Origin of the sequence: Paenibacillus sp. FSL M7-1046 (assembly GCF_038007405.1) — a bacterium.
Classification (GTDB): domain Bacteria; phylum Bacillota; class Bacilli; order Paenibacillales; family Paenibacillaceae; genus Paenibacillus_AQ.
Map to the genome: position 1 here is coordinate 1,275,133 of NZ_JBBOXB010000001.1, position 15,140 is coordinate 1,290,272.

Sequence of the window (15,140 nt, forward strand, 5' to 3'; positions counted from 1 at the left end):
GCGATAAAAAATCAGGGCTGAACCGGCTGCACTATTTATTCTGCAGCTGCTTCCAGACGGTTTTGTTGCTGTACTTCTTCTCTACGCTGACATCCTCGCCGAACCAGTCCGGGGCGGCGAAGCTTTCTGCTTCCTTCAGCGAATCAAATTCAACCTCAAGCACCGTAAGCTCCAACTGGGTGTAAAGATCAATTTCCACCGTAGTACCGTTCCATACACCGGTAATCCGGGTTTTGACCAGCGGAATAGCCTTAACCGCATCAATCATCTGATTATAGATTCCTTCCGAGATGTAATATTCAATCTCCTGGCGGCTGATCCCCTTGCCATCCTTGAAGGTATGTGTAAAGGTAACCTCTCCTGAATCCAAATCGGTAATTTTGCGCACACGCAGTTCCTGCCCGTCTTCGATCGCGAGATAGGTCTGATCTATGCTGTGCCTGGTGAGTACCGTAAGCTGTCCGTCCTCTATAAGCCGCTCCGGATATTCCGGCAGCAGAAACTTGCGTTCGATTTCCATAGCCATGCTGTTTGCTCTCTCCTCTTCCAGTTCCGCTTATATTTTATATTATTAATCATCATAGGGTCGTGTCATACGCAAGTCAATCGCAAAAGCCGAATCTTATGGGAAAAAGCCGGTGCGAGCAGCCAGCATATGCTTATGCTAAAACCATTTTTGCTGAGTCCGCGTTTCTGCCTGAAAGGTTGCTTGTTGAGCTGGTACGGCTGTTGCTCCATAGAAGAATTAGAACCTTGCCACATCATAACTGCACTTCGTGCAACTAAAAAGGCGCATATCAGCGTTAATCAAAATATAATTGCACTGTGTACAGTTAATTATCGCCGATACCAGGAAAAGTAAGCTTACTGTCCTTTTTAAGTGTACGAAATGCAATTATCGCTGAAAATAGGCTGCTGCAGCTCTTTTTAATTGCAGTAAATGCAATTATGTACTTCTGTGAGCTTGGCGCTGGTGAGCAGCCGCCGATTTTGAGCTATTATGAGCTATCATGAGCTATTATGAGCTAGGAGCTATATCAAGCAGAGATGCCTCGTTGCAGCATACAGACGTTAGATTCAGTATTCACAAGAAGACGGGGCATCCCCTGCTGGGATACCCCGTCTTCTTATCTCAATGACTTTACCGCTGCTTCTAGCAGCGGCTACTCTTCTCCAAGCGGAAACAGCAGCGGTACCACCCGTCCGGCGCCGACATCAATCAGGCCGTGGTCCGTGATTTTGAGTGCAGGACTGACAGGGAGCGAATGGGTGCTGATCGACATAATCGGGTTGTAATGATTATAACCCAGCGATTCCATCGCCGTCCGCAGCGCGAGCACACGCTCAGCCGTCTCTGCAAGCGGTGCTTCGGTCAGGATACCGCCAACCGGCAGCTCCAGCAATGCGAGCACCTCGCCATCACATACGACGCAGAAGCCGCCTTGTGCAGCTATCACTGTATTCGCCGCCAGGATCATGTCCTCAGAGTTATGACCTACGACGAGCAGATTGTGATTGTCATGCGAATACGTAGTCGCAATGGCACCGCGTTTAATCGTGTCGCCGCCGATCAGGCCGTAGGCGCGGTTGCCGTTTTTGCCATAACGCTCAAAGGTGGCAATCAGGCCATAGCCGCTTTCCTGCCACTGCAGCTGGCCGCCCTTAACCTCGGCCGCAGCGTGCTTCTCTTCGGTAAACGTGGACACGTTGTTGACCATCATCACCCGGCAGCCATAGCGGCCGTCCGCCAGCTCCGATGACACCGCGAAGTCACTTGCAGCCAATGGAGCCAACTGCACGCTGCGGTAGAAATGGGCCGGGAACCGCGGCCCCCGCTCCACCTGAGGCAGCGGCTGCATGCGGGCGTAGACCTGGACGCCCCGTTTGTAGACCTTATCAATAGCGAAGCTGTCCAGATCCGACAGCAGCACATAATCGGCGGCTTTGTTCGGGGCGATCACGCCGCGGTCAGCCATCTTCATCCGCCGGGCCGGGGTGAAGGTGGCCGCATAGACCGCGTCCTCCGGGGCCATGCCCATGGCGATGGCTTTACGTACCAGATGATCAAGGTGCCCGGTCTGCACCAGGGAATCGGTCATCACATCATCGGTCACGAAGCAGAAATGCTCGCTGACCGCATGGCTGATCAGATACTCCATCACATCCGGGGTCATCGATTTCTCCTGAATCTCGATGAACATCCCGGCTGCAATCCGTGCGGTCAGCCCTTCAATGCTCTGGTGGGTGTGATCCGAATCAATCCCGGCATAGATCAGGCGGTGCAGATCAAGGTCCAGCAGCTTCGGCGTATGCCCCTCGATGACAAGACCGGGATAACGGCTGCGGACATGCTGGATGATACGGTTGCTTTTGCAATCAGGGTCGCGGATGACATCAACATAATTCATCACTTCGCCCAGACAGATCATCTGCTCCGTCTCCATCAGCTCGTCGATATCGGCAATTTCAATTGAGCCGCCCGTTGTCTCCAGCGGAGTCGCCGGCACCGAGCTTGGAATCGCGTAGAACATGTCCACCTGACAGTCCCGGCTGGCCCGGATCATCTCATGTACGCCCTCTACGCCGAATACATTGGCCATTTCATGCGGTTCTGGAACAATTGTAGTTACCCCATGCTGCAGAATACCGTAAGAGAAGGTCTCCGGCGTAATCATCGTGCTCTCGATATGCAGATGGATATCAATCAGGCCTGGCACCATATATCGGCCTTCCGCCTGAATGACTTCCCCGGCTGTGAACGTCTCCGCGCCGAGCGCCCCCACATAGAGAAAACGCCCCTCCTTCACGGCGACATTCGCCGTCTCGAACCGTTTATAGTAACTGTTGTACACTTTAGCGTTCAGTATAAGTTGATCTGTAATCATCATGTATGCTCCTTATGAAGCGCTACTGCACCAGCACCAGCTTCTCTTTTGGAAAATAAACCGTAACCTGCTGTCCTTGAATGAAAGGCTGCTCCATTTCCTGATTAACGGTGAATACACCCAGCTCCGTCTCCACCTGGTATTGATAGCTGCGGCCGAGATACGTGCTGATCTGCACCGTGCCAGGCAGGGTGTTGCCGGCGGCGTTTGGATCAGGCGCAGTGCCGAGCAGCTGCAGATCATCAGGGCGGATGGCACCAAGTAATCCGGTATTGCCTTCCCCGCCCGGCCGTTTGGCCGCCTGGAACTTCAGCGCTCCCCGGCTGAGCTCAATATCCGATCCCTCGTCATTCCTGCCCTCAAAGGAAATGAAGTTTCCGAACCCGATAAACCGGGCCACAAATTCACTGGCCGGGTACTTGAAGATCGCCGATGGCTTGTCGAGCTGCTCGATCTTGCCATTATTCATCACGGCTACCTGATCGGAGATGGAGAAGCATTCCTCCTGGTCATGGGAGACATAGACGGTCGTAATGCCCAGCTCCTGTTGGATGCGGCGGATTTCCACCCGCATGTTCACCCGCAGATTGGCATCGAGGTTGCTGAGCGGCTCGTCGAACAGCAGCAGGTCCGGCTCGATGACCAGCGCTCTGGCAATCGCTACCCGTTGGCGTTGTCCGCCGGAAAGGGCAGCGGGCAGTCTTTTCTCAAAGCCGCCCAGGCTGACAATTTCCAGCATCCGGGTAACCCGCTTCTTAACCTCCGCTTCCTTCAGCTTGCGCAGCCGGAGGCCGAACGCCACATTGTCATAGACTGACAGATGCGGGAACAGCGCGTAGCTCTGAAACACAAAGCCGAAATTCCGCTTTTCCACGGGGATCTTGGTATAGTCCTTCCCGCCGAACATAAATGCTCCTGCTTCCGCGTTCAGAAAACCGGCGATCAGCCGCAGTGTGGTCGTTTTGCCGCAGCCGCTTGGGCCGAGCAGCGAGAGAAGCTGCCCCTTGGCCAGCGACAGATTGAAATCCTCCAGGATCAAACGGTTGTCATACGCAACCGATACATGATCAAGACTTAATAGTGACATTGCGTTATGCCTCCGTTTATCGTTTGGTAAAATAAGCGAATCCCATCAGACGCTCAATGACGAACATCAGCGCCGCCGTCAGCACCATCAGAATGACTGAAATCGCGGCAATCGTGGGATCGAAGTAATTTTGCACATAGGTCAGCATTTGAATCGGCAGGGTACTGATCCCCGGACCGGTCATGAACACGGAAATGTCCACATTGTTGAAGGATTCCAGAAAAGCGATCAGAATGGCCGCCAGAATACCGGAACGGATATTGGGCAGGACCACTTTAAAGAATGTGTACAATCTGGAAGCCCCCAGGCTCTGCGCCGCTTCTTCCACAGCGAAATCGAAATTCTCCAGACTCGAGGCAATCACCCGGATAATAAAAGGCAGCATGATTACCGTATGTCCGATTAACAGTCCGGCTACAATCGGCAGCCCGTACACTACAATCAGGTAGCGCAGCAGCGTGAAGCCCAGAACGATGCCGGGAATCAGGACGGGGGACAGAAAAATCGCATTCAGCGTATCCCGTCCGCGGAACCGGTATCTGCTCAGCGCATAGGCCGCAGGCACACCCAGGAGAAGCGCCAGCAGATTGCCGAGCAGCGAGATCACAATCGAGGTCTTGAAGGTCTCCATGAACGCGCTGACCTCGAAGATATTTTTGTACCACTTCAATGAAAAGCCCTCAGGGGGGAATTTCAGGACTGTGCCCGGCTCAAAGGAAGTAACGGAAATGATGATGAGCGGACCCAGCAGAAAAATAAAGACCAACAGCGTATACAGCGACAGCGCGCGGTTTCCTTCCTTCATGTTCTCACCCCTTCGGATTTAATCGGTTGGCCCAGCCGTTCATCAGCCCCACGACCACAAATGTAATGACGATCATAATTACGGCAATAACCGAAGCCGCCTGCCAGTCATTCAGCGTCATGGCATTCTGGTACAGGAAGGTGGAGACCACCCGTTCCTTACCGCCGAGCAGCGCCGGCGTGGTATAGGCCGTCAGACTGCCGACGAAGACGAGAATTCCGCCGATGATCAGCCCCGGCACTGTCAGAGGGAAGGTGATTTTGCGGAACGCCGCAAACGGAGAGGCGCCCAGACTGCGCGCCGCCCGGACCAGCTCATGGTCCAGATTCTCCATGACCCCCAGCAGTGTGATGATAATCAGCGGCAGGAATAAATGCACCAGCCCGATCATCATTGCCGTAGGCGTATAGAGAATATCCAGGGGCTTCTCGATCAGCCCGGTGTTGACCAGGAAGGAGTTGATCAGCCCCTTTTTGCCGAGAATAATCATCCAGCTGAAGGAACGCACAACGGGACTGGTCAGCAGTGGGAAGATCGACAGGGCCAGCAGAAGGCTCTTCTTCCGTGCGCTTGCCCGCGAAATATAATAAGCCGCCGGATATCCGAGCAGCATGCAGACCAGCGTGGTCACAACACTTACCCGGAGCGTAGTCAGCAGGATGCGGTTAAAGTACCCGTCGCGGAAAAAATGCAGATACCCTTCCAGCGTCAGCCTCCCATCCTGCACGAAAGTGGAGGCAATGGTCAGCGTGATCGGGACCAGCATGAAGGCTGCCAGGAACAAGAGGCCCGGCAGCAGCAGATACATTGCTCTTTTGTTCTTCATTTTCTAATGACTCCCGTCCTTCTTCGGCTCTTGATTCAAGCTATCAATGAAACACTCCAGAAAAGCGGCCGCGTCCACCTCCAGGCAGACAGCGGCATTTACCGGCTTGCCCAGCCGGTTCTGGAAATCGCAGACGGTCTGGCCGTCGCACAGCTCGCTGCGGGTCTCCACGTCCACATAATAATCGTGCACGGTGACGAACCCGCGGTTCAGTGCCACGCCAACCGCCAGCGGATCATGCAGGGCACAGGCCTGCACACCGTTGCGCTCATAATAACGCTCCCGGTAGCCGGAGGTGCTCTGCTCCACATAATCGCGGATTGCCGGAATGCGCAGCTTCGCAATGTCCTCCGCGCTAAGCAGCGCACGGCGGGTCACATCCAGCCCGACCAGCGTCAGCCGGGGGAACCCGGCAGCCAGTACCTGCTTCGCGGCCTCCGGATCGACATACATGTTGTATTCCGCCGTCGGCGTGATATTGCCGAAGCCCTGCACCACGCCGCCCATGACGATTACCTCGGCGGCATGCTGCGTAAGCTCCGGGCATTTCTGCAGCGCGCGCGCCAGATTGGTCAGCGGCGCGGTCATGATCAGCGTGATTTCGCCGGGCTGCGCCAGCACCTGGCGGATGATGAAGTCCTCCGCAGGCTCTGTTTCCGCCTGCTTTGTTACCGGCATATCACCCAATGCACCGCCGATGCCATCCGCACCGTGCACACGGTGCTCAAAAATCGCTTCGCGGGCCAGCGGCTTGTCCGCTCCGCGGTATACCGGAATCTGCCCGGACACGCCGAGCAGCTGGAGAATTTTACAGGTGTTCAGGGTTGCCTGATCCAGCGAGACATTGCCGCTGACCGTGGTGATGCCGAGAATGTCGAGCTGTCCGCTCGTCACCGCCAGCATAATCGCCAGCGCGTCATCCACCCCAGTATCTACGTCCAGAATGACTTTTTTACGCCCCGTCATCCTTAGCCGCCAATCTCACGGTTGAAGCGGTCCGTCCACTCTGTAATGTGCTCGTTCACGAAGGACATATCCAGCTTGCGCAGCTTGCCGATGACATCCGGTCCGTACGTTACGCCCACAGCTTCTTCAGGTGTCAGCATTACGTTCATATTGACTGGGGAATCGACCTTTGCTTTGGCGGATGCCGCCTGCACTTCATCGCTCAGCTGCCAGTTGATGAATTCTTCGGCAAGCTCTTTATTGTTGCTGTCTTTGACGACGTTGACTGTATTCATTACGGCATAAGCACCTTCAGACGGTGCGATAAATTTGGCGTCAGGCACAGCAGCCTGCAGATCCTTGAAGTACATTTCCATAATCGGACCGCCGGCAATTTCCTCCTGGCCGAACATGTTCACATACTCGGAAGTCTGGGCGTAGTATTTAACAACGTTACTGTCCAGCTCCTTCAGCTTCGTGAATGCTGTATCCTCGTTGAAGTCCGCATTGCCCGCCGCAAGAGATGCCGCATCTACAACCATTGGACCTGCTGTAGCTGTAATTGCCGGCATCGCCAGGTTTTTCTCAAACTTCGTCCACAGATCGCTCCAGCCGGTTACGTCGCCTTTAACCAGTGCCGGATTATAGGCAATTCCCAGGCGTCCGATCGTATACGCAGGACCATATTCTGCACCCAGCGGGGCTTTGGCGATATCATAAAGGTTCTGGAGATTCGGAATCTTGCTGCTGTCGATCGTTTCGAACAACCCTTCATTAATTGCCTGCTGCGCATAATAGTCCGACAGATAAATGACATCCACATCGGAGCTGCCTTGACGGATTTTGTTCAGACGCTCGGCGTTGTTGCCGATTTCCACCACGATTTTCACATTGTGCTCTTTCTCAAACGGCGCATAGACCGATTCCTTGAAGAAATCTTCCGAAAAGCCCCAGGTGGAGACAACCAGTTCCGTAGGCTCGCCCGATTGTGCCGCTTCGGGTGCAGCTGCGTTATTAGTTCCTGTGTTGTTCGTCGAGGTATTGTTGCCGCAAGCAGCAAGCACAGCAGTCAGTGTAAGGGCAAGGCCCGCATTCATTATTTTTTTCATTAGTAAATAACCTCCCAAGTGTAATATGCTGTACAAATCCAGTCTTCATCCTATAGTTGCGGCAATTTCAGTTCTCTTTATTCCAGTGAGCTTCTGGCGGAAAACGGTTTGGCAGCACCTCCTGCTGGTAGTAAAATCTTGATTCCCCTTATTTTTTCATAAAAAAAAGAAAAGCATTCTTGTAGGAACAAGAACACTTTTCTTTGTATAAACAAAGCAAAGAGCTACCCGTAATAGAAGGACGGTCTTCGCTTAAGATAGATCAAAAACGAAAATCCGCGGATATCATGTTGAATCTGTCATTCTCCGGCCAATATCATATTCGTAAAGGCCCACCCCGTTGGTGCGTCGTAATCCCTGAGCAGAACCTCAATCGTTAGTCCCATTTCTGCTTCAAGTCTTTCCTTAAATCTCTTCTTAAACAGCAGTGACATCCGAAAATCCACTTCCTGCTTAAGTTCAGGCGCCTCGCCTTCCAGGGCGGTCGACCGGGGAGATCTGCGGTGCTTGGCGTGAAAGGTAATGACCCGCTGATCGACAGTAACGCGGAGCAGGGTCGTCCCGAAACCAAACAAATCCTTAGAGACCTCATTGTAGATCTGGCACATTTTCTTCTTCTGCTCGCTGTTTTCCAGTTCTGCCATGAAACCACCTTTGAAAACAGAATATCGTACAATTCCTTCGATAGCAATTGTTATTATACATAAATATCGCATTTTCGGCAACAAAAAAGCAATAACTCACATGAAAGTTACATTAAACACGAACAATTAGTGCTTTTAAGCGGGTAACCGTTCAGAAAAATGTGCCGAATTCAGACGCACTTTTACTTCTCATTCCACCATACAGCCCGCCTACGCCAAATTCAGATGCACTTTTACTTCTCATTCCACCATACAGCCCGCCTACGCCAACTTCAGATGCACTTTTACTTCTCATTCCGCCATACAGCCCGCCTACGCCAAAATCAGATGCACTTCTACCTCTCATTTCCCCATATTGCCCGCGTGTGCCGAATTCAGACGCACTCTTACCTCTCAGTGGTCCCCCATACAAAACAAAAGAAGCCAAGTCCCCCTGGCTTCTCCTGTTCTCCTAAATGCTAATTATGCTTGTGCCTTTAAGTGGAAACATCCGCTCACATAGTCCTGCTGGATGTCCGGCAGCGCAAGCCCGGCCTGCATCAGCCGGTCACCGCCGTATACTTCACCGCTGTCTGTAAGCGTGTAGTCATAGTCGGGGTTCAGGCCGCTGAGCAGCAGGCTGCGGCGCGGCGGGTAAGGCACAGCCATTACCCGGAAGTAATAGACCAGCGCCTCGCGCTGATCGTCCGAGACGAACATCCAGGCCGTCTCGTTGCCCTCGAACGGACTCTGCAGCCGGTACAGATTGCCCTGCTGCACCAGGCCGCGAATTTCCTTGTAATTCGCTACCTGCTCTTTCACCAGCTCTTTCTCCTCGTCCGTGAACTTCGTCAAGTCAAGCTCATAGCCGAAGTTCCCGGACATGGCGACATCCCCGCGGAAGGACAGCGGCGTGACGCGTCCAACCTGGTGATTCGGCACCGCCGAGACATGCGCGCCCATCGCACTGACCGGATACACCAGGCTGGTGCCGTACTGGATCTTCAAGCGTTCCGCGGCGTCGGTGTCATCACTGGTCCAGGTCTGCGGCATATAGTAGAGCAGACCCGGATCGAAGCGGCCGCCGCCGCTGGAGCAGCTCTCGAAGAGAATATGCGGGAAGTCCGCCGTCAGGCGCTCGATCAGCTCATACAGGCCCAGCACATAGCGGTGGGCAGTTTCCCCCTGGCGCTCAGCCGGCAGGCAAGCCGAGCCGATCTCCGTCAGGTTGCGGTTCATGTCCCATTTGACATAAGCAACCGGCACGGTGGAGAAGACCTTGCTCAGCGCATCGTAGATGTACTCCCGGACCTCCGCACGGGTAAAGTCCAGCACCAGCTGCCAGCGGGCTTCGCTGCGGCGGCGTCCCGGCACATGAAGGCACCAGTCCGGATGCTCCCGGTACAGCTCGCTGTCCGGCGAGATCATTTCCGGCTCCACCCACAGGCCGAACTGCATACCAAGGTCGTTGACCCGCTTCGCCACATCAGCCAGTCCGCCCGGCAGCTTACGCAGGTCCTCGGTCCAGTCGCCAAGCGAGGAGTTGTCGGAATCGCGCTTGCCGAACCAGCCGTCATCGAGCACAAACAGCTCGATGCCCAGCTTCGAGCCTTCGGCGGCGATCTCCACCAGCTTGTCGGCATTGAAATTGAAATAGGTTGCCTCCCAGTTGTTCACCAGAATCGGCCGCTCCTTGTCGCGGTACATCCCCCTTACCAGACGGGTGCGGTACAGGCGGTGATAAATCCGGGACATGCCCCCAAGGCCTTCATTCGAGTAGACCATAACAACTTCAGGAGTCTGGAAGCTTTCTCCCGCAGCCAGATGCCAGGAGAAGTCAAAAGGGTTCAGCCCAATGCAGAGACGGGTGGAACCAAAGGCATCCACCTCCGCTTCAGCCGTAAACCCGCCGCTGTAGACCAGTGAGAAGCCGTATACCTCGCCCTGGTGCTCGTCTGTACCCGCCTTGGCCAGCGCGGCAAACGGATTGTGCTGATGGCTGCTCATTCCACGGCGGGACTGGAGTGCGGTAGTGCCCTGCTCCAGCCGTCTGCGGGTCAGATTCGCTTCCCGCGACCAGCCGCCGGAAAGATAGATCAGATCAAACTGGCCGTCCTCCGGGAAATCGACGGAAGCGCTCAGTGCGCGCAGCAGGTCAAGCGGCGCCTGGCCGTCATTAACAAATTCTACCGAGCGGGCAATCACATCCGTGTCACGATATACGGTATAGCGTAAAATGACGTTCAGCGACGAGTAATCATCACGCAGCGTAATTTCCAGCGTATCTGCTTCTTCAGGGGACTCCACATACACGGAAGGAAGTCCGGCGAGCGTTGGCTTGCCCTGCAGTACACGGTATCCGGTGTACTGCAGCTCAGTAATCCGCGTGCCGTCCGCAAGCTTGGCCTGATAAGCCGGCACACGGAAATCTCCCGTGCCGTACTGCGGGTATTCCTGCGGAAGCCGGTCCAGGCCGGTGCCCGCCCCGAGATGCGGCAGACCACCCAGATTGCCGTCATGGCGCAGTTTTTTACCCCAATAGACATGCATCGGATAGTTATTGAAGATGCCGATAATATAACTCATACCCTTGCTCTGTAAATGAAATATCCCCTTGTCTTCCTGTACCCAAATTGCCATGGTCCGGTTCCTTCTCTCTACTGTTTTTTACCCCAGGTAATCTTCCTTCACATAGTCAGCCATCGAATGAATCTCAAGCCCCTTTGGCGCTGCCGGAATGAAGTCACGTTCTCCATTGCCCCGCAGCATAAACTGCACCGTCTTCGGCTCACCCGGAAGCAGATCAAAGAAGTTATCCGAGAAGATACCTTCCTCTACCGCCGTCAGGTACACCCCTCTGGCCAGCACATCGCTGCTGACCGCAAAGTCCAGGCTGCCCGGAATCTCGGTCACCGTAAGAACCGGCCGGTTCAGCTTGCTGTCCTTTGCCGCAGCGAAGTAATGCTCCTTGTGCTCCAGCAGGGAGCCATCCGCCAGCAGAGAAGCCACCAATACCACCTGCTTCGGATCGTTGCCCTGCAGCAGTTCCGCAGTCGGCACCGCGAAGACCACCGCAGCCGAATCGGCCTCCAGCTGAACCGGCTGTGTCCATTCACGCAATAGCAAGCCGCTGAAATCATACAGCCGGAGTACCAGTTCACCAGCCAGTGCCTTTTGAAGATCTGAAACGGCATGCACTTGCAGGTTCTCCCCATCCATCTCTTCAATTGAGAGCAGAAGTTCCTGGAAGCTTTTGCGCACCGTATATTGCAGTGCCTTCCAGCGGCCGTAATAATCCATGCCAGCCCAGGAAGCCACCGGCCAGCAGTCGTTCATCTGCCAGTACAACGTTCCCATGCAATACGGTTTGTTTCTTCTGTGGCTTTCAATAGCAATTCTCATCGCCTCTGCCTGAAGAATCTGACTCATATACAGGAATGACCTGAAGTCCTTCGGCTGCGGCAGGTAGATGTCCATATACTCTTTAATGATCAGGTTGCCCCGTCCATTCTTCTGGTGAGCCAGCATCACTTCCGATTCCAGCTCCATATCCTCTTCCTCCGCGTAGCTCAGTACCGATTTCAGCTCAGGGAAGGACTGGAAGCCGTATTCGCTCATGAAGCGGCCTACCTTGACGTTATAGTTCTCAAAAGGCTCAATCCCGTGCCACACACCCCAGTAATGAATATCGCCCTCACCCATGATCCGCGTCGCATGCTGGTCTTGAGCAGTAGTAAGTTCACGAAGCGGAGAGGATGGCCAGTAATCAGCACCCGGATGATAAGCCGCTACCGCTTCCGGCAGAATGCGGTGGAAGATTTCTTCATAATAACCCCAAAGCGTTTCGCGGATCTCGGCGCTGTAGCCTTCTTTCCAGCCCCAGCCCATGTTATCCTCATATTGCGACCAGGCGGAGTCAATCTCATTATTGCCACACCATAGGGCGATGCAGGGATGATTGCGCAATCTGCGTACGTTGTATTCTGCTTCCTTCCGTACATTCTCAAGAAAAGGCTCATCTCCCGGGTACATGCTGCAGGCGAACATGAAATCCTGCCAGACCAGCAGCCCATACTCATCGCACAGCCGGTAAAAAACTTCCTCCTCATAGATCCCGCCGCCCCACACCCGCAGCATGTTCATGTTCGACTCTACCGCTGTGGCAATCTCGTGCCGGTAACGTTCCTCCGTTATTTCCGTGGTGAAGCTGTCGTTCGGAATATGGTTGGAGCCCTTTGCGAATACCGGAACGCCGTTCAGCTCAAACTGGAATGAAGCGCCCTTCGCATCAGGTTTGCGGATCAGCTTGATCTCCCGCAGCCCGGTAGTTACTTCTGCACTGGACAATACCGTAGCGCTATCCAGCAACTCTGCCTGGAAGGTAGTTAAATGAGGCGTGCCCAGCCCATTGCACCACCATAACTCCGGCTGGTCAACGACAATATCCATCTCCACAGTGTGCTTGCCGGAAGGAACAGAAACCGCTTGCATCCATTCCTGTCCATTAGCAGTCGTGATCCGCAGCATTCCCTCGCAAGCTTGCGGAGCTTCAATCTCCACGACAGCTGTAAGCCGCGCCTCTTCCCGCTTGACTTCATTCTGGCGGATATAGAGATCCGTAATGGCTGCGGCATCCCGGCCTTGCAGCACCGCTTCCCGCCAGATTCCGCTGGTAAGAAATCTCGGGCCCCAGTCCCAGCCATAATGATAAGGCGCTTTGCGGGCAAACACGCTAATCCGCTGTTCTTGCAGTCCGCCCAGCTCTGATTGATCATTAGGTGCCGGCAGATCATACCCCAGCTGCGCCAGCTTCGGCAGGTCTTCCTTAACTACGGAACGGAATTTCACGAGAATTTCATTGTCACCGGCCACTAGCAGCCCTTTGACATTTACAGTCCAGGCCCGGAACATGTTGTCTGCTGAAAGCGCATGCACATTATTCACAAAAACATCGGCATAGGTGTCCAAGCCCGCAAAGACCAATTCCGTAATGGCCAGACTCTGCCATTCTTCCTCCAGCCGCAGCTTGCTTCTGTACTCCCAGTCCTTCTTGTCGATCCACTGCAGCTCATGCTCGTTCTTTCCATAAAAGGGCTGCGAAATAAGTCCATTGCGGAGCAAATCCGTGTGTACCGTTCCCGGCACAACCGCCGGAAGCCACGTTTCGTCACCGCAAGCTCTAAATTCCCAGTTTGTTAATTCAAGATGATATGGTTTCATAAGTCCTCCCTATTTCAGCAAAATTCATTTGTTTCATTATATTTTGTTATCTTATTGTTAGCAACAAAGTAATTATAAACCCAGAAAGAAAACAAATAAAGACAATAAATAATAATTGAATACATTTAATGCTGGAATCAATGACGCTATAATGATAATGTAAACGCTAACATCAAAACGAAAAGGGGACAACGCAATGAGAAACAAGTTATTTTCGTTATTTTTTGTTATCACCATGACCTTCTCTTTATCTCTGACAGGCTGCGGATCGAACAATAATAACAATGCAGCTAAAGCCACAGATGAGCCGGCTGCAACCAAAGCACCAGAGAATTCCGGCAGTGAAGCAACTACTGAGCCGGCGGCTGGAAGCGGTTCCGACATTAGCGGAAAGATCACCTTCCTGACCAACAGAACCGATATGATCGGCAAAGAGTATGACGAATATGTTAAACGCTTTAACGAGAAGTATCCGAACATAAAGGTCGAGTTCGAAGCTTCCCAAACGGACTACAACCAGCAAGCCAAGGTCAGAATGGCCAGTGGTGAGCTTCCCGATGTGATGTTCATTCCTTCCATTCCCAACTCCGATCTTCCGAAATATTTTGCTTCCCTGGACGATCTCGGCCTGAATGATCAGATCACCTTTAAAGATTTCAAATCCTATGAAGGCAAGCTTTACGGAATTACCACAGGTAACTCCACCACTGGGATTGTCTACAATAAAAAAGCCTTCGCCGATGCAGGCATCACCGAGGTTCCGAAGACTTGGGATGAATTCCTCGCTGCCTGCGAAAAGCTTAAAGCCAAAGGTGTCGTTCCGCTCGCTTCCAACTTTAAGGACAAATGGCCGCTTAACGATTGGGTGTACTCTGTTCCCCGCGTGATTGCAGGCAACCCGGATTTCCCGAACGAAAAGCTGACCTCCGAAACACCTTTCACTATGGACAACGGCTACGGAAAATCACTCAACCTGCTTAGAGATCTGAACGAAAAGGGCTATCTGGAAAAAGACATCAACTCCACCAACTGGGAACAATCGAAGAAGGACATTGCCTCAGGCAAATTCGCCATGTACTTCCTTGGCAATTGGGTCATTAATCAAGTCATCGGCGCCGGCACTACTTCTGACAATGTAGGTTTCTTCCCGCTTCCTTATGATAACTCGGGCACCCTTACTGCACCGCTCAGCCCTGACTTCTTCTATGCTGTGGCCAAGGACAGCAAAAATCTGGATGCTGCCAAAGCGTTCGTGAAATGGATGATCGAGGATTCCGGTTATGAGGATTTTGCCGGATTTATCTCCCCGCTGAAAGGCAAAGAATCCAAGCTGACTCAACTGAAGGAATTCCAGGCGACTGGCGTAACCCTGCAAGAGGGGACAGTGGATGATGCCAAGGTAACAGAAATTACTAACAAGGCACAACTCGACCTGCCGGCTATGGTACAGGAATTCGTCCTGGCCAAGGACCCGCAATCCGTCTTCGACAAATGGAACAAAGCCTGGGCCAAAGCCAAAAAAGACCTCGGCTATTGATCTTTAGCAAGACCAGCAACGTTAGAACCTAGCAATCCCCCGGCGCAAAATGGATTATCGCTTTCTCCGGATAATCCATTTTGTCGTCATTGACCAAAGCGCT

The 15,140-nt window shown here is 53.3% G+C and carries 12 protein-coding genes; 1 reads left to right on the forward strand and 11 read right to left on the reverse strand.

From position 1 onward, the window contains the following. Positions 1 to 31 precede the first annotated feature (31 nt). From NYE29_RS05360 to NYE29_RS05410, 11 genes are all read right to left on the reverse strand, one after another. Complete coding sequence (locus NYE29_RS05360; RefSeq protein ID WP_340894732.1) at positions 32 to 526, reverse strand: CYTH domain-containing protein; 495 nt, start codon at positions 524 to 526, stop codon at positions 32 to 34. A gap of 637 nt (positions 527 to 1,163) precedes the next feature. Beyond that, on the reverse strand, positions 1,164 to 2,885 hold the full coding sequence (locus tag NYE29_RS05365) for an adenine deaminase (RefSeq protein WP_340894734.1): 1,722 nt from the start codon (positions 2,883 to 2,885) through the stop codon (positions 1,164 to 1,166). Positions 2,886 to 2,907: 22 nt separating this feature from the next. Then, positions 2,908 to 3,972, reverse strand: coding sequence for an ABC transporter ATP-binding protein (locus tag NYE29_RS05370; protein ID WP_340894735.1), 1,065 nt, complete (start codon positions 3,970 to 3,972; stop codon positions 2,908 to 2,910). Between the two features lie 16 nt (positions 3,973 to 3,988). Next, on the reverse strand, positions 3,989 to 4,777 hold the full coding sequence (locus NYE29_RS05375; protein ID WP_038586142.1) for an ABC transporter permease: 789 nt from the start codon (positions 4,775 to 4,777) through the stop codon (positions 3,989 to 3,991). A 4-nt stretch (positions 4,778 to 4,781) separates the two neighbouring features. Continuing rightward, positions 4,782 to 5,603, reverse strand: a complete 822-nt coding sequence (locus NYE29_RS05380; RefSeq protein ID WP_340894736.1) for an ABC transporter permease — start codon at positions 5,601 to 5,603, stop codon at positions 4,782 to 4,784. 3 nt (positions 5,604 to 5,606) lie between these two features. Further along, entirely contained in the window at positions 5,607 to 6,569 is a 963-nt protein-coding gene (locus NYE29_RS05385) for a nucleoside hydrolase (RefSeq protein ID WP_076110408.1), read from the reverse strand. Between the two features lie 2 nt (positions 6,570 to 6,571). Beyond that, entirely contained in the window at positions 6,572 to 7,657 is a 1,086-nt protein-coding gene (locus NYE29_RS05390; protein ID WP_076110409.1) for an ABC transporter substrate-binding protein, read from the reverse strand. Between the two features lie 299 nt (positions 7,658 to 7,956). Continuing rightward, positions 7,957 to 8,301, reverse strand: a complete 345-nt coding sequence (locus tag NYE29_RS05395) for a hypothetical protein (RefSeq protein WP_038586129.1) — start codon at positions 8,299 to 8,301, stop codon at positions 7,957 to 7,959. A 151-nt stretch (positions 8,302 to 8,452) separates the two neighbouring features. Beyond that, the gene (locus NYE29_RS05400; protein ID WP_340894737.1) at positions 8,453 to 8,647 is read right to left on the reverse strand and encodes a hypothetical protein; all 195 of its coding nucleotides are present in this window, start codon (positions 8,645 to 8,647) and stop codon (positions 8,453 to 8,455) included. Between the two features lie 116 nt (positions 8,648 to 8,763). Next, a complete protein-coding gene (locus NYE29_RS05405) occupies positions 8,764 to 10,920 on the reverse strand; it encodes an alpha-galactosidase (RefSeq protein ID WP_340894738.1) in 2,157 nt (718 codons plus the stop codon). A gap of 27 nt (positions 10,921 to 10,947) precedes the next feature. Next, on the reverse strand, positions 10,948 to 13,500 hold the full coding sequence (locus tag NYE29_RS05410; protein WP_340894739.1) for a beta-mannosidase: 2,553 nt from the start codon (positions 13,498 to 13,500) through the stop codon (positions 10,948 to 10,950). A 196-nt stretch (positions 13,501 to 13,696) separates the two neighbouring features. On the opposite strand from NYE29_RS05410, the gene NYE29_RS05415 reads away from it, so the two are divergent. Then, entirely contained in the window at positions 13,697 to 15,037 is a 1,341-nt protein-coding gene (locus tag NYE29_RS05415; RefSeq protein ID WP_340894740.1) for an ABC transporter substrate-binding protein, read from the forward strand. The last annotated feature ends 103 nt before the right edge of the window (positions 15,038 to 15,140 follow it).